This window comes from Photobacterium swingsii, from assembly GCF_024346715.1.
Taxonomy (GTDB): domain Bacteria; phylum Pseudomonadota; class Gammaproteobacteria; order Enterobacterales; family Vibrionaceae; genus Photobacterium; species Photobacterium swingsii.
In genome coordinates, this window is sequence record NZ_AP024852.1 from 3,611,869 (window position 1) to 3,637,550 (window position 25,682).

Annotated in this window: 8 protein-coding genes, 9 tRNA genes, 8 rRNA genes and 1 riboswitch; of the genes, 3 read left to right on the forward strand and 22 right to left on the reverse strand. The window is 47.9% G+C overall.

Features of this window, described 5'->3' with window-relative positions; genetic code table 11:
• Nucleotides 1-125: 125 nt before the first annotated feature.
• The 17 genes from OCU77_RS16415 to OCU77_RS16495 form a co-directional block, all read right to left on the reverse strand.
• Nucleotides 126-3,017 (reverse strand): 23S ribosomal RNA (locus OCU77_RS16415).
• Between the two features lie 259 nt (nucleotides 3,018-3,276).
• Nucleotides 3,277-3,352: transfer RNA gene (locus OCU77_RS16420), tRNA-Ala, on the reverse strand.
• Between the two features lie 45 nt (nucleotides 3,353-3,397).
• A tRNA-Ile gene (locus OCU77_RS16425) sits at nucleotides 3,398-3,474 on the reverse strand.
• Nucleotides 3,475-3,549: 75 nt separating this feature from the next.
• A 16S ribosomal RNA gene (locus tag OCU77_RS16430) occupies nucleotides 3,550-5,092 on the reverse strand.
• A gap of 407 nt (nucleotides 5,093-5,499) precedes the next feature.
• Nucleotides 5,500-5,615, reverse strand: a 5S ribosomal RNA gene (gene rrf / locus OCU77_RS16435).
• A gap of 127 nt (nucleotides 5,616-5,742) precedes the next feature.
• Nucleotides 5,743-8,634, reverse strand: a 23S ribosomal RNA gene (locus tag OCU77_RS16440).
• 259 nt (nucleotides 8,635-8,893) lie between these two features.
• A tRNA-Ala gene (locus OCU77_RS16445) sits at nucleotides 8,894-8,969 on the reverse strand.
• Nucleotides 8,970-9,010: 41 nt separating this feature from the next.
• A tRNA-Val gene (locus tag OCU77_RS16450) sits at nucleotides 9,011-9,086 on the reverse strand.
• Between the two features lie 31 nt (nucleotides 9,087-9,117).
• Nucleotides 9,118-9,193 (reverse strand) — tRNA-Lys (locus OCU77_RS16455).
• Between the two features lies 1 nt (nucleotide 9,194).
• A tRNA-Glu gene (locus OCU77_RS16460) sits at nucleotides 9,195-9,270 on the reverse strand.
• Between the two features lie 99 nt (nucleotides 9,271-9,369).
• A 16S ribosomal RNA gene (locus OCU77_RS16465) occupies nucleotides 9,370-10,912 on the reverse strand.
• A 407-nt stretch (nucleotides 10,913-11,319) separates the two neighbouring features.
• Nucleotides 11,320-11,435 (reverse strand): 5S ribosomal RNA (gene rrf / locus OCU77_RS16470).
• A gap of 127 nt (nucleotides 11,436-11,562) precedes the next feature.
• A 23S ribosomal RNA gene (locus OCU77_RS16475) occupies nucleotides 11,563-14,454 on the reverse strand.
• Nucleotides 14,455-14,768: 314 nt separating this feature from the next.
• Nucleotides 14,769-14,844: transfer RNA gene (locus OCU77_RS16480), tRNA-Val, on the reverse strand.
• 31 nt (nucleotides 14,845-14,875) lie between these two features.
• Nucleotides 14,876-14,951: transfer RNA gene (locus OCU77_RS16485), tRNA-Lys, on the reverse strand.
• A gap of 1 nt (nucleotide 14,952) precedes the next feature.
• Nucleotides 14,953-15,028 (reverse strand) — tRNA-Glu (locus OCU77_RS16490).
• A gap of 96 nt (nucleotides 15,029-15,124) precedes the next feature.
• Nucleotides 15,125-16,667: ribosomal RNA gene (locus OCU77_RS16495) — 16S ribosomal RNA — on the reverse strand.
• The 16S, 23S and 5S rRNA genes sit together here with 9 tRNA genes alongside, the layout of an rRNA operon.
• Before the next feature lie 586 nt (nucleotides 16,668-17,253).
• Here OCU77_RS16495 and OCU77_RS16500 point away from each other — a divergent pair.
• Nucleotides 17,254-17,718: an RNA recognition motif domain-containing protein gene (locus tag OCU77_RS16500; protein ID WP_048900050.1), complete on the forward strand. Its 465-nt coding sequence runs from the start codon at nucleotides 17,254-17,256 to the stop codon at nucleotides 17,716-17,718.
• On the opposite strand, the gene murI is transcribed toward OCU77_RS16500, so the two are convergent.
• From murI to OCU77_RS16515, 3 genes are all read right to left on the reverse strand, one after another.
• On the reverse strand, nucleotides 17,690-18,481 hold the full coding sequence (murI, locus tag OCU77_RS16505; protein ID WP_048900049.1) for a glutamate racemase: 792 nt from the start codon (nucleotides 18,479-18,481) through the stop codon (nucleotides 17,690-17,692). The two genes, OCU77_RS16500 and murI, sit on opposite strands and share 29 nt — an antisense overlap.
• A 69-nt stretch (nucleotides 18,482-18,550) precedes the next feature.
• A complete protein-coding gene (locus OCU77_RS16510) occupies nucleotides 18,551-19,219 on the reverse strand; it encodes a Dph6-related ATP pyrophosphatase (RefSeq protein ID WP_048900048.1) in 669 nt (222 codons plus the stop codon).
• 78 nt (nucleotides 19,220-19,297) lie between these two features.
• On the reverse strand, nucleotides 19,298-21,175 hold the full coding sequence (locus tag OCU77_RS16515; RefSeq protein WP_048900047.1) for a TonB-dependent receptor domain-containing protein: 1,878 nt from the start codon (nucleotides 21,173-21,175) through the stop codon (nucleotides 19,298-19,300).
• 37 nt (nucleotides 21,176-21,212) lie between these two features.
• A riboswitch (cobalamin riboswitch) is annotated at nucleotides 21,213-21,430 on the reverse strand.
• Between the two features lie 146 nt (nucleotides 21,431-21,576).
• Here OCU77_RS16515 and trmA point away from each other — a divergent pair.
• Nucleotides 21,577-22,683: a tRNA (uridine(54)-C5)-methyltransferase TrmA gene (trmA, locus tag OCU77_RS16520; RefSeq protein ID WP_048900046.1), complete on the forward strand. Its 1,107-nt coding sequence runs from the start codon at nucleotides 21,577-21,579 to the stop codon at nucleotides 22,681-22,683.
• A gap of 83 nt (nucleotides 22,684-22,766) precedes the next feature.
• On the opposite strand, the gene OCU77_RS16525 is transcribed toward trmA, so the two are convergent.
• Nucleotides 22,767-23,138 carry a YijD family membrane protein gene (locus tag OCU77_RS16525; protein ID WP_048900045.1) on the reverse strand — a complete coding sequence of 124 codons (372 nt, stop codon included), beginning with the start codon at nucleotides 23,136-23,138 and terminating at the stop codon, nucleotides 22,767-22,769.
• A 22-nt stretch (nucleotides 23,139-23,160) separates the two neighbouring features.
• Entirely contained in the window at nucleotides 23,161-23,793 is a 633-nt protein-coding gene (gene fabR, locus OCU77_RS16530; RefSeq protein WP_048900044.1) for an HTH-type transcriptional repressor FabR, read from the reverse strand.
• 334 nt (nucleotides 23,794-24,127) lie between these two features.
• Between fabR and sthA the strand changes: the two genes are divergently transcribed.
• The gene (gene sthA, locus OCU77_RS16535; protein WP_048900043.1) at nucleotides 24,128-25,543 is read left to right on the forward strand and encodes a Si-specific NAD(P)(+) transhydrogenase; all 1,416 of its coding nucleotides are present in this window, start codon (nucleotides 24,128-24,130) and stop codon (nucleotides 25,541-25,543) included.
• Nucleotides 25,544-25,682 lie beyond the last annotated feature (139 nt).

The window sequence follows — 25,682 nt, forward strand, 5'->3', positions numbered from 1 at the left end:
AATTCGGGTTATTTACCGCCATCAGGCGATAAATACAATCTGGGAAAATCTAACTAGTGTTTACAATTTCGTTCAAACACGTCATTCAAGTGCTCATGGAGTCCGTAAAACCCCTTGGGTGTTGTATGGTTAAGCCTCACGGGCAATTAGTACAGGTTAGCTCAATGCCTCGCAGCACTTACACACCCTGCCTATCAACGTCGTAGTCTTCGACAACCCTTTAGAGACCTTAAAGGTCTAGAGATGACTCATCTTGAGGCTCGCTTCGCGCTTAGATGCTTTCAGCGCTTATCGATTCCGAACGTAGCTACCGGGCAATGCGATTGGCATCACAACCCGAACACCAGCGGTTCGTCCACTCCGGTCCTCTCGTACTAGGAGCAGCCCCTCTCAATCATCTAACGCCCACGGCAGATAGGGACCGAACTGTCTCACGACGTTCTAAACCCAGCTCGCGTACCACTTTAAATGGCGAACAGCCATACCCTTGGGACCGACTTCAGCCCCAGGATGTGATGAGCCGACATCGAGGTGCCAAACACCGCCGTCGATATGAACTCTTGGGCGGTATCAGCCTGTTATCCCCGGAGTACCTTTTATCCGTTGAGCGATGGCCCTTCCATTCAGAACCACCGGATCACTATGACCTGCTTTCGCACCTGCTCGAATTGTCATTCTCGCAGTCAAGCGGGCTTATGCCATTGCACTAACCTCACGATGTCCGACCGTGATTAGCCCACCTTCGTGCTCCTCCGTTACTCTTTGGGAGGAGACCGCCCCAGTCAAACTACCCACCAGGCACTGTCCGCACCCCCGATAAGGGGGCGACGTTAGAACATCAAGCATACAAGGGTGGTATTTCAAGATTGCCTCCACCCCATCTAGCGACGAGGTTTCAAAGGCTCCCACCTATCCTACACATGTAGGGTCAATGTTCAGTGCCAAGCTGTAGTAAAGGTTCACGGGGTCTTTCCGTCTAGCCGCGGGTACACAGCATCTTCACTGCGATTTCAATTTCACTGAGTCTCGGGTGGAGACAGCGTGGCCATCATTACGCCATTCGTGCAGGTCGGAACTTACCCGACAAGGAATTTCGCTACCTTAGGACCGTTATAGTTACGGCCGCCGTTTACCGGGGCTTCGATCAAGAGCTTCGACCGAAGTCTAACCCCATCAATTAACCTTCCGGCACCGGGCAGGCGTCACACCGTATACGTCATCTTTCGATTTTGCACAGTGCTGTGTTTTTAATAAACAGTTGCAGCCACCTGGTATCTGCGACTCCCTACAGCTTAGAGAGCAAGTCTCATCACCGTGAGGAGCGTACCTTCTCCCGAAGTTACGGTACCATTTTGCCTAGTTCCTTCACCCGAGTTCTCTCAAGCGCCTTGGTATTCTCTACCTGATCACCTGTGTCGGTTTGGAGTACGATTACGTATAACCTATCGCTTAGAGGCTTTTCCCGGAAGCATGGCATCAATGACTTCATCACCGTAGTGACTCGACATCAGGTCTCAGCCTTAAGATAGTCCGGATTTGCCTAAACTATCAGCCTACACCCTTGAACTTGGACGACCGTCGCCAAGCCCACCTAGCCTTCTCCGTCCCCCCATCGCAGTTATAAGCAGTACAGGAATATTAACCTGTTTCCCATCGACTACGCCTTTCGGCCTCGCCTTAGGGGTCGACTTACCCTGCCCCGATTAACGTTGGACAGGAACCCTTGATCTTCCGGCGAGGGAGTTTTTCACTCCCTTTATCGTTACTCATGTCAGCATTCGCACTTCTGATACCTCCAGCAGCCCTTACAGACCACCTTCAACGGCTTACAGAACGCTCCCCTACCCAATATGACAAGTCATATTGCCGCAGCTTCGGTGTATAGCTTAGCCCCGTTAAATCTTCCGCGCAGGCCGACTCGACCAGTGAGCTATTACGCTTTCTTTAAATGATGGCTGCTTCTAAGCCAACATCCTGGCTGTCTGAGCCTTCCCACATCGTTTCCCACTTAGCTATAACTTTGGGACCTTAGCTGGCGGTCTGGGTTGTTTCCCTCTCCACGACGGACGTTAGCACCCGCCGTGTGTCTCCCGGATAGTACTTACTGGTATTCGGAGTTTGCAAAGGGTTGGTAAGTCGGGATGACCCCCTAGCCTTAACAGTGCTCTACCCCCAGTAGTATTCGTCCGAGGCGCTACCTAAATAGCTTTCGGGGAGAACCAGCTATCTCCAGGTTTGATTGGCCTTTCACCCCTAGCCACAAGTCATCCGCTAATTTTTCAACATTAGTCGGTTCGGTCCTCCAGTAAGTGTTACCTCACCTTCAACCTGCCCATGGCTAGATCACCTGGTTTCGGGTCTAATCCTAGCAACTATGACGCCCAGTTAAGACTCGGTTTCCCTACGGCTCCCCTAAACGGTTAACCTTGCTACTAAAATTAAGTCGCTGACCCATTATACAAAAGGTACGCAGTCACCCAACAAGTGGGCTCCTACTGCTTGTACGTACACGGTTTCAGGTTCTATTTCACTCCCCTCACAGGGGTTCTTTTCGCCTTTCCCTCACGGTACTGGTTCACTATCGGTCAGTCAGGAGTATTTAGCCTTGGAGGATGGTCCCCCCATGTTCAAACAGGATATCACGTGTCCCGTCCTACTCGTTTTCACTTGTAATGCGTTGTCGGTTACGGGGCTATCACCCTGTATCGCCAAGCTTTCCAGCTTGTTCACCTAACGCAAGACTAGCTTAAGGGCTAATCCGATTTCGCTCGCCGCTACTGTCGGAATCTCGGTTGATTTCTCTTCCTCGGGGTACTTAGATGTTTCAGTTCCCCCGGTTCGCCTCGTTACGCTATGTATTCACGTAACGATAACTGCTTATGCAGTTGGGTTTCCCCATTCGGAAATCCCAGTCTCAAGTGATTTTTACTATCTAAACTGGGCTTATCGCAAGTTAATACGTCCTTCATCGCCTCTGACTGCCAAGGCATCCACCGTGTACGCTTAGTCACTTAACCATACAACCCCAAGGGGTCTGTATGTTCAAACAACCAAGGTTGTGTGTCTGATAAGGACACAAATTGGTTTTTCGCCGGACTCATACACAAGACACTTGAATGTGTGTTGTTTTGAGAACTCGTATTTTCTTTCGAAAATACTATTGTCATTCAATCATTCGATTGAATGTACTAGTCAGCTTTCCAGATTGTTAAAGAACATGTGTTAGTCCGAAGACATCCACTTTCTAAACACACTCAAACGAATGTTTTTAGAAAGTGGTGGAGCTATGCGGGATCGAACCGCAGACCTCCTGCGTGCAAGGCAGGCGCTCTCCCAGCTGAGCTATAACCCCAACGGTATAAAAAGACTGTACCATCACTTTTTCTGGGAGAAAAAGTGGTGGGTCTGAGTGGACTTGAACCACCGACCTCACCCTTATCAGGGGTGCGCTCTAACCACCTGAGCTACAGACCCAAGTCTTTTTTGCGTTCTTTTACATTTTAACCAAGCAATCTGTGTGGACACTGCATTAAACAAGCAGTCTATCGTTAAGGAGGTGATCCAGCCCCAGGTTCCCCTAGGGCTACCTTGTTACGACTTCACCCCAGTCATGAACCACACCGTGGTAAACGCCCTCCCGAAGGTTAAGCTATCTACTTCTGGTGCAGCCCACTCCCATGGTGTGACGGGCGGTGTGTACAAGGCCCGGGAACGTATTCACCGTGGCATTCTGATCCACGATTACTAGCGATTCCGACTTCATGGAGTCGAGTTGCAGACTCCAATCCGGACTACGACGTACTTTCTGGGATTCGCTCACCATCGCTGGTTGGCAGCCCTCTGTATACGCCATTGTAGCACGTGTGTAGCCCTACTCGTAAGGGCCATGATGACTTGACGTCGTCCCCACCTTCCTCCGGTTTATCACCGGCAGTCTCCCTGGAGTTCCCACCATTACGTGCTGGCAAACAAGGATAAGGGTTGCGCTCGTTGCGGGACTTAACCCAACATTTCACAACACGAGCTGACGACAGCCATGCAGCACCTGTCTCAGAGTTCCCGAAGGCACTAAGCTATCTCTAGCGAATTCTCTGGATGTCAAGAGTAGGTAAGGTTCTTCGCGTTGCATCGAATTAAACCACATGCTCCACCGCTTGTGCGGGCCCCCGTCAATTCATTTGAGTTTTAATCTTGCGACCGTACTCCCCAGGCGGTCTACTTAACGCGTTAGCTCCGAAAGCCAGTGTTCAAGACACCAACCTCCAAGTAGACATCGTTTACGGCGTGGACTACCAGGGTATCTAATCCTGTTTGCTCCCCACGCTTTCGCATCTGAGCGTCAGTCTTTGTCCAGGGGGCCGCCTTCGCCACCGGTATTCCTTCAGATCTCTACGCATTTCACCGCTACACCTGAAATTCTACCCCCCTCTACAAGACTCTAGTCTGCCAGTTCAAAATGCTGTTCCGAGGTTGAGCCCCGGGCTTTCACATCTTGCTTAACAGACCGCCTGCATGCGCTTTACGCCCAGTAATTCCGATTAACGCTCGCACCCTCCGTATTACCGCGGCTGCTGGCACGGAGTTAGCCGGTGCTTCTTCTGCAGCTAACGTCAAATGATAGCGCTATTAACACTACCACCTTCCTCACTGCTGAAAGTACTTTACAACCCGAAGGCCTTCTTCATACACGCGGCATGGCTGCATCAGGGTTTCCCCCATTGTGCAATATTCCCCACTGCTGCCTCCCGTAGGAGTCTGGACCGTGTCTCAGTTCCAGTGTGGCTGATCATCCTCTCAGACCAGCTAGGGATCGTCGCCTTGGTGAGCCTTTACCCCACCAACTAGCTAATCCCACCTGGGCTAATCTTGACGCGAGAGGTCCGAAGATCCCCCTCTTTGGCCCGTAGGCATTATGCGGTATTAGCTATCGTTTCCAATAGTTATCCCCCACATCAAGGCATATTCCCAGGCATTACTCACCCGTCCGCCGCTCGTCAGCGAAGTAGCAAGCTACTTCCTGTTACCGCTCGACTTGCATGTGTTAGGCCTGCCGCCAGCGTTCAATCTGAGCCATGATCAAACTCTTCAATTAAAGTTTTGTTGGTCTTGCGACCGGCTCAATGAATACTGATTGAATATCGATAACTAGAAGCTAGTCATGATATTCGAATTGACTGTGCCAAATAATAAGTAAACTTGTTATTTGTATTGGTCACTCAGTTCATTGATATAATCTTTTTTGACTATTCATTTCACGAGTGCCCACACAGATTGCATGGTCAAATTGTTAAAGAACGTTGACTTTCAATGCCTTAGCGTTAAACGCTTCAGCAAGTCAGGACGCGTATAATACGCTTCTTGATTTTTAAGTCAAGATAAAATTTTCATCTTTTTAATCATTCGATTAAAACACAAAAACCTTATGTTGACTCCGCTCACACCACGTGGTGCTAGAGCGAAATAAAAGCCCGTTGTTGCCAACGGGCTCTCAAAATTGAAGCCTGGCGATGACCTACTCTCACATGGGGAGACCCCACACTACCATCGGCGCTATTACGTTTCACTACTGAGTTCGGCATGGGATCAGGTGGGTCCATAATGCTATGGTCGCCAAGCAAATTCGGGTTATTTACCGCCATCAGGCGATAAATACAATCTGGGAAAATCTAACTAGTGTTTACAATTTCGTTCAAACACGTCATTCAAGTGCTCATGGAGTCCGTAAAACCCCTTGGGTGTTGTATGGTTAAGCCTCACGGGCAATTAGTACAGGTTAGCTCAATGCCTCGCAGCACTTACACACCCTGCCTATCAACGTCGTAGTCTTCGACAACCCTTTAGAGACCTTAAAGGTCTAGAGATGACTCATCTTGAGGCTCGCTTCGCGCTTAGATGCTTTCAGCGCTTATCGATTCCGAACGTAGCTACCGGGCAATGCGATTGGCATCACAACCCGAACACCAGCGGTTCGTCCACTCCGGTCCTCTCGTACTAGGAGCAGCCCCTCTCAATCATCTAACGCCCACGGCAGATAGGGACCGAACTGTCTCACGACGTTCTAAACCCAGCTCGCGTACCACTTTAAATGGCGAACAGCCATACCCTTGGGACCGACTTCAGCCCCAGGATGTGATGAGCCGACATCGAGGTGCCAAACACCGCCGTCGATATGAACTCTTGGGCGGTATCAGCCTGTTATCCCCGGAGTACCTTTTATCCGTTGAGCGATGGCCCTTCCATTCAGAACCACCGGATCACTATGACCTGCTTTCGCACCTGCTCGAATTGTCATTCTCGCAGTCAAGCGGGCTTATGCCATTGCACTAACCTCACGATGTCCGACCGTGATTAGCCCACCTTCGTGCTCCTCCGTTACTCTTTGGGAGGAGACCGCCCCAGTCAAACTACCCACCAGGCACTGTCCGCACCCCCGATAAGGGGGCGACGTTAGAACATCAAGCATACAAGGGTGGTATTTCAAGATTGCCTCCACCCCATCTAGCGACGAGGTTTCAAAGGCTCCCACCTATCCTACACATGTAGGGTCAATGTTCAGTGCCAAGCTGTAGTAAAGGTTCACGGGGTCTTTCCGTCTAGCCGCGGGTACACAGCATCTTCACTGCGATTTCAATTTCACTGAGTCTCGGGTGGAGACAGCGTGGCCATCATTACGCCATTCGTGCAGGTCGGAACTTACCCGACAAGGAATTTCGCTACCTTAGGACCGTTATAGTTACGGCCGCCGTTTACCGGGGCTTCGATCAAGAGCTTCGACCGAAGTCTAACCCCATCAATTAACCTTCCGGCACCGGGCAGGCGTCACACCGTATACGTCATCTTTCGATTTTGCACAGTGCTGTGTTTTTAATAAACAGTTGCAGCCACCTGGTATCTGCGACTCCCTACAGCTTAGAGAGCAAGTCTCATCACCGTGAGGAGCGTACCTTCTCCCGAAGTTACGGTACCATTTTGCCTAGTTCCTTCACCCGAGTTCTCTCAAGCGCCTTGGTATTCTCTACCTGATCACCTGTGTCGGTTTGGAGTACGATTACGTATAACCTATCGCTTAGAGGCTTTTCCCGGAAGCATGGCATCAATGACTTCATCACCGTAGTGACTCGACATCAGGTCTCAGCCTTAAGATAGTCCGGATTTGCCTAAACTATCAGCCTACACCCTTGAACTTGGACGACCGTCGCCAAGCCCACCTAGCCTTCTCCGTCCCCCCATCGCAGTTATAAGCAGTACAGGAATATTAACCTGTTTCCCATCGACTACGCCTTTCGGCCTCGCCTTAGGGGTCGACTTACCCTGCCCCGATTAACGTTGGACAGGAACCCTTGATCTTCCGGCGAGGGAGTTTTTCACTCCCTTTATCGTTACTCATGTCAGCATTCGCACTTCTGATACCTCCAGCAGCCCTTACAGACCACCTTCAACGGCTTACAGAACGCTCCCCTACCCAATATGACAAGTCATATTGCCGCAGCTTCGGTGTATAGCTTAGCCCCGTTAAATCTTCCGCGCAGGCCGACTCGACCAGTGAGCTATTACGCTTTCTTTAAATGATGGCTGCTTCTAAGCCAACATCCTGGCTGTCTGAGCCTTCCCACATCGTTTCCCACTTAGCTATAACTTTGGGACCTTAGCTGGCGGTCTGGGTTGTTTCCCTCTCCACGACGGACGTTAGCACCCGCCGTGTGTCTCCCGGATAGTACTTACTGGTATTCGGAGTTTGCAAAGGGTTGGTAAGTCGGGATGACCCCCTAGCCTTAACAGTGCTCTACCCCCAGTAGTATTCGTCCGAGGCGCTACCTAAATAGCTTTCGGGGAGAACCAGCTATCTCCAGGTTTGATTGGCCTTTCACCCCTAGCCACAAGTCATCCGCTAATTTTTCAACATTAGTCGGTTCGGTCCTCCAGTAAGTGTTACCTCACCTTCAACCTGCCCATGGCTAGATCACCTGGTTTCGGGTCTAATCCTAGCAACTATGACGCCCAGTTAAGACTCGGTTTCCCTACGGCTCCCCTAAACGGTTAACCTTGCTACTAAAATTAAGTCGCTGACCCATTATACAAAAGGTACGCAGTCACCCAACAAGTGGGCTCCTACTGCTTGTACGTACACGGTTTCAGGTTCTATTTCACTCCCCTCACAGGGGTTCTTTTCGCCTTTCCCTCACGGTACTGGTTCACTATCGGTCAGTCAGGAGTATTTAGCCTTGGAGGATGGTCCCCCCATGTTCAAACAGGATATCACGTGTCCCGTCCTACTCGTTTTCACTAATAATGCGTTGTCGGTTACGGGGCTATCACCCTGTATCGCCAAGCTTTCCAGCTTGTTCACCTAACGCAAGACTAGCTTAAGGGCTAATCCGATTTCGCTCGCCGCTACTGTCGGAATCTCGGTTGATTTCTCTTCCTCGGGGTACTTAGATGTTTCAGTTCCCCCGGTTCGCCTCGTTACGCTATGTATTCACGTAACGATAACTGCTTATGCAGTTGGGTTTCCCCATTCGGAAATCCCAGTTTCAAGTGATTTTTACTATCTAAACTGGGCTTATCGCAAGTTAATACGTCCTTCATCGCCTCTGACTGCCAAGGCATCCACCGTGTACGCTTAGTCACTTAACCATACAACCCCAAGAGGTCTGTATGTTCAAACAACCAAGGTTGTGTGTCTGATAAGGATACAAATTGGTTTTTCGCCGGACTCATACACAAGACACTTGAATGTGTGTTGTTTTGAGAACTCGTATTTTCTTTCGAAAATACTATTGTAATTGAATCTAACGATTCAATTTACTAGTCAGCTTTCCAGATTGTTAAAGAACATGTGTTAGTCCGAAGACATCCACTTTCTAAACACACTCAAACGAATGTTTTTAGAAAGTGGTGGAGCTATGCGGGATCGAACCGCAGACCTCCTGCGTGCAAGGCAGGCGCTCTCCCAGCTGAGCTATAGCCCCATAAAGTTTTACTTCTTAGGAGAAGTTCTCAATAGAGAAGATGGTGGGCGATACCGGGCTCGAACCAGTGACCCCCTCCTTGTAAGGGAGGTGCTCTCCCAACTGAGCTAATCGCCCACGATAGTTTGAATTCCTTCGTGAGAAAGAATGGTGGGTCGTGCAGGATTCGAACCTGCGACCAATTGATTAAAAGTCAACTGCTCTACCAACTGAGCTAACGACCCGTGGCGTCCCATAGGGGAGTCGAACCCCTGTTACCGCCGTGAAAGGGCGGTGTCCTAGGCCTCTAGACGAATGGGACTAAGTGTTTCTTTCATGTTGTTGGGCAACATGAATATGTTCTTTTACATTTTAACCAAGCAATCTGTGTGGACACTGCATTAAACAAACAGTCTATCGTTAAGGAGGTGATCCAGCCCCAGGTTCCCCTAGGGCTACCTTGTTACGACTTCACCCCAGTCATGAACCACACCGTGGTAAACGCCCTCCCGAAGGTTAAGCTATCTACTTCTGGTGCAGCCCACTCCCATGGTGTGACGGGCGGTGTGTACAAGGCCCGGGAACGTATTCACCGTGGCATTCTGATCCACGATTACTAGCGATTCCGACTTCATGGAGTCGAGTTGCAGACTCCAATCCGGACTACGACGTACTTTCTGGGATTCGCTCACCATCGCTGGTTGGCAGCCCTCTGTATACGCCATTGTAGCACGTGTGTAGCCCTACTCGTAAGGGCCATGATGACTTGACGTCGTCCCCACCTTCCTCCGGTTTATCACCGGCAGTCTCCCTGGAGTTCCCACCATTATGTGCTGGCAAACAAGGATAAGGGTTGCGCTCGTTGCGGGACTTAACCCAACATTTCACAACACGAGCTGACGACAGCCATGCAGCACCTGTCTCAGAGTTCCCGAAGGCACTAAGCTATCTCTAGCGAATTCTCTGGATGTCAAGAGTAGGTAAGGTTCTTCGCGTTGCATCGAATTAAACCACATGCTCCACCGCTTGTGCGGGCCCCCGTCAATTCATTTGAGTTTTAATCTTGCGACCGTACTCCCCAGGCGGTCTACTTAACGCGTTAGCTCCGAAAGCCAGTGTTCAAGACACCAACCTCCAAGTAGACATCGTTTACGGCGTGGACTACCAGGGTATCTAATCCTGTTTGCTCCCCACGCTTTCGCATCTGAGCGTCAGTCTTTGTCCAGGGGGCCGCCTTCGCCACCGGTATTCCTTCAGATCTCTACGCATTTCACCGCTACACCTGAAATTCTACCCCCCTCTACAAGACTCTAGTCTGCCAGTTCAAAATGCTGTTCCGAGGTTGAGCCCCGGGCTTTCACATCTTGCTTAACAGACCGCCTGCATGCGCTTTACGCCCAGTAATTCCGATTAACGCTCGCACCCTCCGTATTACCGCGGCTGCTGGCACGGAGTTAGCCGGTGCTTCTTCTGCAGCTAACGTCAAATGATAGCGCTATTAACACTACCACCTTCCTCACTGCTGAAAGTACTTTACAACCCGAAGGCCTTCTTCATACACGCGGCATGGCTGCATCAGGGTTTCCCCCATTGTGCAATATTCCCCACTGCTGCCTCCCGTAGGAGTCTGGACCGTGTCTCAGTTCCAGTGTGGCTGATCATCCTCTCAGACCAGCTAGGGATCGTCGCCTTGGTGAGCCTTTACCCCACCAACTAGCTAATCCCACCTGGGCTAATCTTGACGCGAGAGGTCCGAAGATCCCCCTCTTTGGCCCGTAGGCATTATGCGGTATTAGCTATCGTTTCCAATAGTTATCCCCCACATCAAGGCATATTCCCAGGCATTACTCACCCGTCCGCCGCTCGTCAGCGAAGTAGCAAGCTACTTCCTGTTACCGCTCGACTTGCATGTGTTAGGCCTGCCGCCAGCGTTCAATCTGAGCCATGATCAAACTCTTCAATTAAAGTTTTGTTGGTCTTGCGACCGGCTCAATGAATACTGATTGAATATCGATAACTAGAAGCTAGTCATGATATTCGAATTGACTGTGCCAAATAATAAGTAAACTTGTTATTTGTATTGGTCACTCAGTTCATTGATATAATCTTTTTTGACTATTCATTTCACGAGTGCCCACACAGATTGCATGGTCAAATTGTTAAAGAACGTTGACTTTCAATGCCTTAGCGTTAAACGCTTCAGCAAGTCAGGACGCGTATAATACGCTTCTTGATTTTTAAGTCAAGATAAAATTTTCATCTTTTTAATCATTCGATTAAAACACAAAAACCTTATGTTGACTCCGCTCACACCAGGTGGCGCTAGAGCGAAATAAAAGCCCGTTGTTGCCAACGGGCTCTCAAAATTGAAGCCTGGCGATGACCTACTCTCACATGGGGAGACCCCACACTACCATCGGCGCTATTACGTTTCACTACTGAGTTCGGCATGGGATCAGGTGGGTCCATAATGCTATGGTCGCCAAGCAAATTCGGGTTATTTACCGCCATCAGGCGATAAATACAATCTGGGAAAATCTAACTAGTGTTTACAATTTCGTTCAAACACGTCATTCAAGTGCTCATGGAGTCCGTAAAACCCCTTGGGTGTTGTATGGTTAAGCCTCACGGGCAATTAGTACAGGTTAGCTCAATGCCTCGCAGCACTTACACACCCTGCCTATCAACGTCGTAGTCTTCGACAACCCTTTAGAGACCTTAAAGGTCTAGAGATGACTCATCTTGAGGCTCGCTTCGCGCTTAGATGCTTTCAGCGCTTATCGATTCCGAACGTAGCTACCGGGCAATGCGATTGGCATCACAACCCGAACACCAGCGGTTCGTCCACTCCGGTCCTCTCGTACTAGGAGCAGCCCCTCTCAATCATCTAACGCCCACGGCAGATAGGGACCGAACTGTCTCACGACGTTCTAAACCCAGCTCGCGTACCACTTTAAATGGCGAACAGCCATACCCTTGGGACCGACTTCAGCCCCAGGATGTGATGAGCCGACATCGAGGTGCCAAACACCGCCGTCGATATGAACTCTTGGGCGGTATCAGCCTGTTATCCCCGGAGTACCTTTTATCCGTTGAGCGATGGCCCTTCCATTCAGAACCACCGGATCACTATGACCTGCTTTCGCACCTGCTCGAATTGTCATTCTCGCAGTCAAGCGGGCTTATGCCATTGCACTAACCTCACGATGTCCGACCGTGATTAGCCCACCTTCGTGCTCCTCCGTTACTCTTTGGGAGGAGACCGCCCCAGTCAAACTACCCACCAGGCACTGTCCGCACCCCCGATAAGGGGGCGACGTTAGAACATCAAGCATACAAGGGTGGTATTTCAAGATTGCCTCCACCCCATCTAGCGACGAGGTTTCAAAGGCTCCCACCTATCCTACACATGTAGGGTCAATGTTCAGTGCCAAGCTGTAGTAAAGGTTCACGGGGTCTTTCCGTCTAGCCGCGGGTACACAGCATCTTCACTGCGATTTCAATTTCACTGAGTCTCGGGTGGAGACAGCGTGGCCATCATTACGCCATTCGTGCAGGTCGGAACTTACCCGACAAGGAATTTCGCTACCTTAGGACCGTTATAGTTACGGCCGCCGTTTACCGGGGCTTCGATCAAGAGCTTCGACCGAAGTCTAACCCCATCAATTAACCTTCCGGCACCGGGCAGGCGTCACACCGTATACGTCATCTTTCGATTTTGCACAGTGCTGTGTTTTTAATAAACAGTTGCAGCCACCTGGTATCTGCGACTCCCTACAGCTTAGAGAGCAAGTCTCATCACCGTGAGGAGCGTACCTTCTCCCGAAGTTACGGTACCATTTTGCCTAGTTCCTTCACCCGAGTTCTCTCAAGCGCCTTGGTATTCTCTACCTGATCACCTGTGTCGGTTTGGAGTACGATTACGTATAACCTATCGCTTAGAGGCTTTTCCCGGAAGCATGGCATCAATGACTTCATCACCGTAGTGACTCGACATCAGGTCTCAGCCTTAAGATAGTCCGGATTTGCCTAAACTATCAGCCTACACCCTTGAACTTGGACGACCGTCGCCAAGCCCACCTAGCCTTCTCCGTCCCCCCATCGCAGTTATAAGCAGTACAGGAATATTAACCTGTTTCCCATCGACTACGCCTTTCGGCCTCGCCTTAGGGGTCGACTTACCCTGCCCCGATTAACGTTGGACAGGAACCCTTGATCTTCCGGCGAGGGAGTTTTTCACTCCCTTTATCGTTACTCATGTCAGCATTCGCACTTCTGATACCTCCAGCAGCCCTTACAGACCACCTTCAACGGCTTACAGAACGCTCCCCTACCCAATATGACAAGTCATATTGCCGCAGCTTCGGTGTATAGCTTAGCCCCGTTAAATCTTCCGCGCAGGCCGACTCGACCAGTGAGCTATTACGCTTTCTTTAAATGATGGCTGCTTCTAAGCCAACATCCTGGCTGTCTGAGCCTTCCCACATCGTTTCCCACTTAGCTATAACTTTGGGACCTTAGCTGGCGGTCTGGGTTGTTTCCCTCTCCACGACGGACGTTAGCACCCGCCGTGTGTCTCCCGGATAGTACTTACTGGTATTCGGAGTTTGCAAAGGGTTGGTAAGTCGGGATGACCCCCTAGCCTTAACAGTGCTCTACCCCCAGTAGTATTCGTCCGAGGCGCTACCTAAATAGCTTTCGGGGAGAACCAGCTATCTCCAGGTTTGATTGGCCTTTCACCCCTAGCCACAAGTCATCCGCTAATTTTTCAACATTAGTCGGTTCGGTCCTCCAGTAAGTGTTACCTCACCTTCAACCTGCCCATGGCTAGATCACCTGGTTTCGGGTCTAATCCTAGCAACTATGACGCCCAGTTAAGACTCGGTTTCCCTACGGCTCCCCTAAACGGTTAACCTTGCTACTAAAATTAAGTCGCTGACCCATTATACAAAAGGTACGCAGTCACCCAACAAGTGGGCTCCTACTGCTTGTACGTACACGGTTTCAGGTTCTATTTCACTCCCCTCACAGGGGTTCTTTTCGCCTTTCCCTCACGGTACTGGTTCACTATCGGTCAGTCAGGAGTATTTAGCCTTGGAGGATGGTCCCCCCATGTTCAAACAGGATATCACGTGTCCCGTCCTACTCGTTTTCACTTGTAATGCGTTGTCGGTTACGGGGCTATCACCCTGTATCGCCAAGCTTTCCAGCTTGTTCACCTAACGCAAGACTAGCTTAAGGGCTAATCCGATTTCGCTCGCCGCTACTGTCGGAATCTCGGTTGATTTCTCTTCCTCGGGGTACTTAGATGTTTCAGTTCCCCCGGTTCGCCTCGTTACGCTATGTATTCACGTAACGATAACTGCTTATGCAGTTGGGTTTCCCCATTCGGAAATCCCAGTCTCAAGTGATTTTTACTATCTAAACTGGGCTTATCGCAAGTTAATACGTCCTTCATCGCCTCTGACTGCCAAGGCATCCACCGTGTACGCTTAGTCACTTAACCATACAACCCCAAAGGGTCTGTATGTTCAAACAACCAAGGTTTGTGTGTCTGATAAGGACACAAATTGGTTTTTCGCCGGACTCTTACACAAGACACTTGAATGTGTGTTGTTTTGAGAACTCGTTTTTATCATTAAGATAAAAACTATTGTCATTCAATCATTCGATTGAATGTACTAGTCAGCTTTCCAGATTGTTAAAGAGCATGTGTTTCTATCTAAAGAACCACTTTCTAATGATTTTCGGCGGCAAAAAAGCGGACTCAACAAAGGAAACCTTCATTGAATCTGCATGACGCAGAAAACAGTTAGAGAGTGGTGGGCGATACCGGGCTCGAACCAGTGACCCCCTCCTTGTAAGGGAGGTGCTCTCCCAACTGAGCTAATCGCCCACGATAGTTTGAATTCCTTCGTGAGAAAGAATGGTGGGTCGTGCAGGATTCGAACCTGCGACCAATTGATTAAAAGTCAACTGCTCTACCAACTGAGCTAACGACCCGTGGCGTCCCATAGGGGAGTCGAACCCCTGTTACCGCCGTGAAAGGGCGGTGTCCTAGGCCTCTAGACGAATGGGACTAAGTATTTCTACCATGTTGTTGGGCAACATGGTGCTCTCTGACATTTCGACCAAGCAATCTGTGTGGACACTGCATCAAACAAGCAGTCTATCGTTAAGGAGGTGATCCAGCCCCAGGTTCCCCTAGGGCTACCTTGTTACGACTTCACCCCAGTCATGAACCACACCGTGGTAAACGCCCTCCCGAAGGTTAAGCTATCTACTTCTGGTGCAGCCCACTCCCATGGTGTGACGGGCGGTGTGTACAAGGCCCGGGAACGTATTCACCGTGGCATTCTGATCCACGATTACTAGCGATTCCGACTTCATGGAGTCGAGTTGCAGACTCCAATCCGGACTACGACGTACTTTCTGGGATTCGCTCACCATCGCTGGTTGGCAGCCCTCTGTATACGCCATTGTAGCACGTGTGTAGCCCTACTCGTAAGGGCCATGATGACTTGACGTCGTCCCCACCTTCCTCCGGTTTATCACCGGCAGTCTCCCTGGAGTTCCCACCATTATGTGCTGGCAAACAAGGATAAGGGTTGCGCTCGTTGCGGGACTTAACCCAACATTTCACAACACGAGCTGACGACAGCCATGCAGCACCTGTCTCAGAGTTCCCGAAGGCACTAAGCTATCTCTAGCGAATTCTCTGGATGTCAAGAGTAGGTAAGGTTCTTCGCGTTGCATCGAATTAAACCACATGCTCCACCGCTTGTGCGGGCCCCCGTCAATTCATTTGAGTTTTAATCTTGCGACCGTACTCCCCAGGCGGTCTACTTAACGCGTTAGCTCCGAAAGCCAGTGTTCAAGACACCAACCTCCAAGTAGACATCGTTTACGGCGTGGACTACCAGGGTATCTAATCCTGTTTGCTCCCCACGCTTTCGCATCTGAGCGTCAGTCTTTGTCCAGGGGGCCGCCTTCGCCACCGGTATTCCTTCAGATCTCTACGCATTTCACCGCTACACCTGAAATTCTACCCCCCTCTACAAGACTCTAGTCTGCCAGTTCAAAATGCTGTTCCGAGGTTGAGCCCCGGGCTTTCACATCTTGCTTAACAGACCGCCTGCATGCGCTTTACGCCCAGTAATTCCGATTAACGCTCGCACCCTCCGTATTACCGCGGCTGCTGGCACGGAGTTAGCCGGTGCTTCTTCTGCAGCTAACGTCAAATGATAGCGCTATTAACACTACCACCTTCCTCACTGCTGAAAGTACTTTACAACCCGAAGGCCTTCTTCATACACGCGGCATGGCTGCATCAGGGTTTCCCCCATTGTGCAATATTCCCCACTGCTGCCTCCCGTAGGAGTCTGGACCGTGTCTCAGTTCCAGTGTGGCTGATCATCCTCTCAGACCAGCTAGGGATCGTCGCCTTGGTGAGCCTTTACCCCACCAACTAGCTAATCCCACCTGGGCTAATCTTGACGCGAGAGGTCCGAAGATCCCCCTCTTTGGCCCGTAGGCATTATGCGGTATTAGCTATCGTTTCCAATAGTTATCCCCCACATCAAGGCATATTCCCAGGCATTACTCACCCGTCCGCCGCTCGTCAGCGAAGTAGCAAGCTACTTCCTGTTACCGCTCGACTTGCATGTGTTAGGCCTGCCGCCAGCGTTCAATCTGAGCCATGATCAAACTCTTCAATTAAAGTTTTGTTGGTCTTGCGACCGGCTCAATGAATACTGATTGAATATCGATAACTAGAAGCTAGTCATGATATTCGAATTGACTGTGCCAAATAATAAGTAAACTTGTTATTTGTATTGGTCACTCAGTTCATTGATATAATCTTTTTGACTATTCATTTCACGAGTGCCCACACAGATTGCATGGTCAAATTGTTAAAGAACTTTCTTCTTCGCTTTCGCTCTGAAGAGGTGCGCCATTCTAAAGAAATCATCGTAAGTGTCAAACACTTTTTGAAACTTTATTTTAGAGGCTTTCACCACACTAACTCGTTGCTTCTTTTACCTGTTTGGTAAGCAGCTCTCCGTGTCAGTGAGGCGGCATTATAGAGATTTAGATCGCACTGACAAGCCTTTTTATCAAAAAAATATGCAACCGGTGAACATTTAACCTAATGTGTTATTTAGCCTGCACAGGGCAACATTTGACGATCGTCACATTCACTTACTGGCAATTATAAGTCAATGAAAGTAATATCAATGTGATTCTGATGTTAAAATAACCAATAAGCATTCTTCTTACTATTTACGACGACGTAGTATTGAATATGAAATTATCCAATCAAACTTTAGTAACAATCATAGCTCTCGCTGTACTAGGGGCTTTAATCATGAGCTTTATCGATATCTCACCTTCTATCGCCTTCGCGTTAGGTGTCATCCTATCTGGGTTAGCTGTCCACTTTATGCAAGGAACATCTTCTACAGCTGCAACTTCTGATGACTCATCTTCTACTTCGAGTTCAAGTAAAACAATTTACGTTGGCAATCTGCCTTATCGTGCAAATGAAAATGACGTAAAAGAGTTATTTTCTGAACATGGTGAAGTCTTCGCTGTTCGCCTAATGAAAGACAAACGTACAGGTAAACGTAGAGGGTTTGGCTTTGTTGTTATGAATAGTGCCGATGTCGCAACGGCTATCACTAACCTAAACAACAAAGAATACGGCCAACGCACACTGAAAGTACGTGAGGCTAATGAGCCTAAAAATGGGGAAGATTTAGATTCTTAATAGGGCTTAACCCTAACTCAATAAGAAAAATATTCAGTGCCGCTTCATGATGTGAAGCGGCACTGTTGTATGTAATGTTCGCTTTTACGGATTTACTCTTACTATCACTTTCACCAAGTAGCGCCTTCACACGATTTGCTATCGCTTTCCCCGAATCAATGATTTGCACGGGTGTGGAAAAAGCCTGTTGAATTTCATTCTTGATCAGAGGGAAATGCGTACACCCCAATACAATACCGTCAACACGCTCAAGCCAAGGAGAAAGTATTTCTTGGATCTCGGCAACTGAAACGAGTTCACCTCGTAACTTTTGTTCTGCGATTTCAACCAATCGTGTTGAGCCTATCATCAGCACTTCGCAATCTTTTGCAAATTCAGCAATTAGCTCTTGGGTATAACGGCGTTTTACTGTTGCAGGCGTGGCCAATAGGCCAATAACCTTTTTTTGGCTTAAAGCAGCAGCAGGTTTTATTGCAGGAACGACTCCTACCACAGGGATATCTAATTGTGTTCTTAACGTAGGTAAGACAATAGTGCTCGCGGTATTACAGGCAATCACCACTAAATCAACACTGTGTTTTTGCACTAGCTGTGACACAATTTTCGATGTCCGAGCAATCAGTACCGACTCTTCCAGCTCACCATAAGGGAAAGCCGCATTATCGAAAGCGTAAACATAATGCTCATGCGGAAGTAGTGCACGGATCTCTTGATATACCGATAACCCACCGACTCCAGAATCAAAAATCAGAACACTTCTCACAACACATGATACCTAGGTGATAAAAACAGAGGCTATCATACTGCGATTTTTATCGTTCAGAAACCAACATTAGCCAATAGAATATTGATAGCGTTGATAATGAAATCTAGCTGTTCGGTCTATATAAGAAGGTACTATTTCAAGTTGACCTTTAAAGCAGGGAGCAGCCACGACTAATGTATGAAACTCACCATCTTCACCACAAGGATCAACACCACTAGGTAAAGCCGCAATAAACTCAGCACTATACCATTGACCACAATAGCGACTATCTAGTTGCTCCGTATCCACCGTAGTCACCAGTGTTTCGATGCCTCGGGTGAGTATTTCTTTCGCTAGATCTTGGCTACTTTCACCCATCAATGGAAAAATGCACTGCCAACCCGCGGGTTCAATATAGCTACGGCGGTAGTCTGCAATACCATTGCAGAACATATCCCCGAACGCGACAGCATCTATTTCTAGCTTCGATGTTTTTAAGCTATTAACTACCATCGACTGGTACACGTCATTCGGTGGAAATACACTTGGCAGAGCAACGGTAATCAAAGGCAAACCTATTAGACTTGCTTGTTGGCGAACAACATCTATCGGGGTAGCCTGAAAAGGCACTTCATCTTCTAGGTAGGTGGTAACCAACCCCACAACCCTGTATTGAGGATCGTCTAATAAGCGAAGTAGTGTCAGTGTCGAGTCTTTGCCCGAACTCCAACTGATAACAACATTAATGGGTTTCATGTTTTATCAACACTATGTGGTTATAAAATAGATATAAAGAAGGCCGCTATATCGCGGCCTTGAACAATAAATACCTTGTTAGAACTGATATGTCGTTGTCAGGTAGAAAGCGCGACGCTGAGTATTATACGTATTGGCTGTTTGATACTCTTTATCTAATAAATTAGCAACTTTTCCTCTAACGACCCAGCGAGTGTTGATAGCATAAGACGCTGAGACATCAACTAAGCTATACGGTTCGAGTTCAATCGTATTTTTTGAATCATCATAGCGCTTACCTTGATACATATAACTCAAGTCAGCTTGCCACTCATCATACGTATAACTCACTAACCACTTAGCCACTTCATTAGCCTTACGTGCGAGTTTTTTTGATTGAATATCCGTCGGTTTCCCAAAGCCAGCCACATTCACTTTATTATCGTGATCCAGTAAATCAAGCGATACCATGTGAGAAAAAGGGCCCGTATCAAAGTTTGCTGAAATCTCGATACCTTTAATATCGGCGCTAGAACTCTCTAGCTCTTTATCTTTTCCTTGGTAAGTTATGAGGTTATCAATTTTGTTGGAATAACCCACCACTCTAAAATCAGCAAAAGAGTAATATGCCTCAACCCCAGCCTCATAATTAAAAGACTCTTCAGGCTTAAGCTCTTTATTACCGTAACCCGGCCAATATAAATCATTAAAGGTTGGCGCTTGGAAACCTGTTCCAGCAGATGCAATTACACGAATATTATCCGTTACGCCATAGCCAGCCCCCAACTGCCAAGTTGTGTAGCTGCCAAAAGCCTCATTATCATCGTAGCGTACACTAGCTTCGAACTGCGCATCACCTAAATTAACAAACGACGATAAAAAGGCAGCACGATTATAACGACTAGTCCCATCGTATGACTCAAATTTACCCTTCGATGAATTCCACAAGTTTGAGTCCGCGACCGAATCATTTTGATAATCAATGCCACCTTGAATTAAGACGCTTTCAGTCAGTTGGTAAGAGTTCAACCAGTTAATGACATAGCGATCTGTCACAATCTTACTGCCAGGGAATTCTCCACCTTTATTATCACTGGAATCTTGGTTTTTAGAGATAGTAAGTGCTGACCCCAATTTATCACGGCTGTATTCCAGCTGGCCTGAGACATTGAATAGCTTTGACTCTTGCTCATCCGGTGATTTCTGACCATTTGAAATATAGTATTCATACTCATTCAAGCTAGTGTGATAAAAGCCTAAAACGCGGCCACGAAGAGTTGGCGTAAATTGACTACCTAACTCTAAAGACAGATCTTGACGACGGAAGCCATCATCATCTGGTTGATCTGGGTTAAACCCTTCACCAGAGACATCAAAACCTTCTGCTGACTCGCTATTCACACCAACTTTTAGCCAACTATTCTCACCCAGCTGACTAGCAACGGATGCTTGCCCTTGCAGATATTCATCACTTCCTATGCCGGCAGAAATAACGCCTTGATCGCCTTCAATATGACTGGTCGTCACAATATTGATCACACCACCAATAGCATCTGCACCATATACTGCAGCACGAGGGCCTCGCACTAACTCTACTTTTTCAACACCAACTAACGGAATTGCTGAAAAGTTTGCACTCCCTGTTGTCGCACTTCCTAAACGAACACCGTTATAAAGCACAACAACATGCTTAGAAGAACTACCACGAATGGATACCGAGCTTGATTGGCCAAGGCCACCATTGTTAGTAACTTGCACACCAGGCAACCACTTTAGAACATCAGTAAGTGTTTTTAATTGACGGCTTTCAATCTGTGCTTTTGTCACTACATCCGTTGATGCAATGACAGTAGAGAGAGGCTGTTCAAATCGGTTCGCGGTTACCACCATGACATCATCGGTTGATGTTTCGGTCGCAAAAGCCTGACTTTGAATAAATAGAGGGGCTAACGCCACTGCTAAGAGCGTTTTTTTCATTATGTTGGATACCTTAAGTCGCGTTTATTACTAAGCACATTGCTTCGAAGCACTGGTTGGTATTCGGACTTAAGAGCGAGGTTTACACCGCCTACGGCAACAACTTCCCATTTCATCTATTGCTGAGCTAAATAGACAAAACAGTGTTTGGAACAACGTCCGTGTGCTTTCGTTCTCTATTACCGCTGCGCGTCAGTTACGGATTTCCACCGTATTCCCTAGCCATCATGGCAAACCAGCGCATCGCGAATCCTAGTAAGCCCAACAATAATTGTCTAGCTTTGTTTATGTTTAGCAGCAAATAAGCGCCGGCTTTGACACTTTATCGGCCTCAAGACTGGACATCGCGCAGCAATACAATAAAATCTCCGCTCTTAATTTGAGCAGTTTGAGGCAAACAAATGGCATCCACCGCAATTAATCCCGCTGATTACCAACTTCAGTTGGATGAGAAAGCAGAGCGTATTCAAAATATCTTTGCAGATTTTGAAACGCCAGAGTTGGAGGTTTTTGCCTCACCTGCTGAACATTACCGCATGCGCGCTGAATTTCGTGTATGGCACGAAGGTGAAGACCTTTATTACGTTATGTTCAACCAAGCAACGCGTGAGAAATACCGTGTTGACCAATTCCCTGCTGCAAGTCGTCTGATTAACGACTTAATGCCACTGCTAGTTGATGCATTAAAACCTGTAAAAGCACTACGTCATAAGCTATTCCAAGTAGACTTCCTTTCGACACTCAGCGGTGAGATTCTGGTTTCATTGCTTTATCACCGTCAATTAGATGAAGAGTGGGAAGCTGAAGCGAAAGCGTTAAAACAGCGTTTAAATGATGAAGGCTTTAACCTGAACTTCATCGGCCGTGCACGTAAGCAAAAGATTGTCCTCGACCAAGAACATGTTATCGAAAAACTGAAAGTGCATGATCGTGTACTGACCTACAAGCAAGTTGAAAATAGCTTCACCCAACCTAACGGTGAAGTTGCACAAAAAATGCTGGAATGGGCAGTAGATTGCACCCAAGAGAGTAAAGGTGATCTGCTGGAACTTTACTGCGGTAACGGTAACTTCTCACTGGCCCTAGCACAAAACTTTGAGCGTGTACTCGCAACTGAACTCGCAAAGCCATCGGTCGACTCAGCGCAATTTAACATTGCTATCAATAACATCGACAACGTGCAAATCATTCGTATGTCTGCAGAAGACTTTACCGATGCAATGGAAGGCAAACGTGAATTCCGTCGCCTAAAAGCCCAGAATGTCGATTTACAGAGTTACAACTGCAACACTATCTTCGTTGATCCACCGCGTTCAGGTATGGATGAAGGCACATGTCGTATGGTGCAAGGCTACGAACGCATCATGTATATTTCATGTAACCCAGACACATTAAAAGAGAACTTGGCCATTCTAAGCGAAACGCACAACATCACGCGCTTTGCACTGTTTGACCAATTCCCTTACACCCACCACATGGAAGCAGGTGTACTGCTAGAGCGTAAGTAAGCTCAATGAAGTAAAGCAGGATAATAGATACAAAAAAGGCGCTCTCAGCGCCTTTTTTATTATCTTTTTGAGTAGATAGACGATTAAGCTGCCGCTTCGTCTTTCTTGCCCATCACACCGAGTTTCACCGCAACCCAGAACAACAAGCCAAGTGAAATCATCAGTGGTAAGAAGTTTGAACCCATCTCTGGCATTTGTGCGCGTAGGAAAGAGGAATAACCAAATGCACCCACTAGGAAACAAGCAAACGCAATAGCCGGCGTGCCTTCAGACATAGGTTTGGTTAAGTATTCTTGGTATAGGCAGTACACTGCCAAGGCAAAAGCGATCACAGGGAAAACGGAGAAGGCAACGGCACTTGACGTAAATACCGCCAACGTTGCATTGCCACATAAACCCGCTAACAAAGACAAAATCAATGTTTTACGTTCAGCTTTTACTTGTTCCTTGTTCATATTCTTCACCAGCAAAATAAGGTTAGAGTTTCTGCCTGAGCTCACGACGCTCACGCTCTTTGCGGTACCAATAGGCACCCTTTGCAATCATTCGTAATTGCATGATCAGCCGTTCGGCATGCTCAGCACGCGCATGACTGTCTAGATCCAGTGCTTCTGCACCAGAACTGAATACTAATGTGACGGAAGCCTCCGCTTGAGTATACGCTTCTTCGTGCGTCACCCCTGTTTTGGCCTCTAAATACTCAGCAAGTTCCGCTACAAAATGTTGAATTTCACGGGCAACGGCGGCGCGAAATGCCGTCGATGTTCCCGAACGTTCACGCAGCAGCAACCGAAATACGTTAGGGCTGCCTTCGATAAATTCCATGAACGTTTCAACAGAAGTGCGAATAACACTACCTTCCTCAGCAATACGCTGACGGGCCTGACGCATCAACTGACGCAGAATCAAGCCACCTTCATCAACCATGGTAAGGCCAAGCTCGTCCATGTCTTTAAAGTGACGATAAAAAGAGGTGGGAGCTATCCCCGCTTCGCGCGCAACTTCACGTAAACTTAAACTGGAAAAACTACGATCAGCGCAAAGCTGACTAAATGCAGCATCAATAAGCGAGCGACGGGTTTTTTCTTTTTGTTGAGCCCTAATACCCATGAATCTATTGGTTCTCTAATACTCTTTGCTGCAACTATACGCGGTTTTCACTACCAGTTCAGCGAGAATCCTGATCTTTCGATAAGGCTCTTATGAAATTAATCAGACCATAGTAAATCCTGACTCAAACTGAATCAAAGCGACAATTGTCACTTTTTACTACTGGCTCACAAACTAGCATATTTTCGCCGGAGAGGCTTGCAAGGTTAGTTTGCAATGCGCTGACAACGTGATCGCTACCGAGCTATGGCCATCAACTGATTTTCCACCAGCAAAATCAAGGTTAAACTGCTGCTACGGCAATGTTGCATGGATGATAATAAAGGCCAAGCCAATGACAAAGAAAAATCGACAAACCGCCCAGCACTTTGATGCCATCGTAATTGGTAGCGGACCTGGTGGCGAAGGGGCTGCGATGGGGCTGACCAAGGCAGGGCTCAATGTCGCCATTATAGAGCGCGAAGATAGCGTGGGTGGCGGCTGTACTCACTGGGGAACTATACCTTCAAAAGCACTTCGTCACGCCGTCAGTCGGATCATCGAATTCAATCAAAACCCACTGTACTGCAAAAATAACTCTAGCTTGCACAGCACATTCAGCCAGATCTTAGGCCATGCTCAAGATGTCGTGAATAAACAAACCCGTATGCGCCAAGGGTTTTACGATCGCAATCAATGCAGCATTATTTTTGGTGAAGCCAGCTTTATCGACTCCCATACCGTGCAGGTACGCAATAAAGATGGCAGCCACGATTTATACCACGCTGATACTTTCGTCATAGCGACAGGTTCCCGCCCTTATCAGCCCGTTGATGTCGATTTTACCCACTCACGGGTGTACGACAGCGACTCGATACTGCAACTCAAGCACGACCCTCGTCATATCATTATTTATGGCGCAGGCGTGATTGGCAGTGAGTATGCTTCCATTTTCCGTGGACTAGGTGTCAAAGTAGATTTAATTAATACTCGCGATCGCTTATTGGAATTTTTAGATAACGAGATTTCTGACTCACTTTCTTATCATCTCTGGAATAGCGGTGCGATGATCCGCAATGGCGAAACTTATGAACGGATTGAAGGCACTGAAGATGGCGTGATTTTACACCTTGAATCAGGCAAAAAGATGCGAGCTGATTGCCTACTTTATGCCAACGGGCGTACAGGGAATACCGATAGACTGAATCTTGATAAAGTGGGGTTAGCCCCCGATTCTCGCGGCCAACTCAAAGTTAATCAAAACTACCGTACCGATGTCGAACATGTTTATGCCGTCGGCGATGTGATTGGCTATCCAAGCCTAGCCAGCGCCGCTTATGATCAAGGCCGTTATGTCGCGCAAGCGATCAGTAAAGGAGAAGCCCAAGGCAGTTTAATCGATCATATCCCAACAGGGATCTACACCATCCCTGAAATCAGTTCAGTGGGTAAAACCGAGCAACAACTGACGGCAGAAAAAGTTCCTTATGAAGTAGGACGATCTCAATTTAAGCACCTCGCGCGTGCCCAAATAGCAGGGACAGAAGTGGGCAGCTTAAAGATTCTTTTCCACCGTGAAACCAAAGAGATCTTAGGGATCCACTGTTTTGGTGAGCGAGCAGCGGAGATCATTCATATCGGGCAAGCGATCATGGAGCAAAAAGGGGATGGTAATACCATCGATTATTTTGTGAATACCACGTTCAACTATCCAACCATGGCCGAAGCCTATCGTGTTGCGGCCCTAAATGGCCTCAATCGTCTGTTTTAGTTCCATAATTAATACCAATCCCGTAATAAACCTGCAGGAATGATTTACTCATTAATGGTGTTGGTATCAGACAAGCGAAAACAAAAACGGAGCCATAGGCTCCGTTTTGCTCAGGTAATGAATTCACCTTTTAAACTAA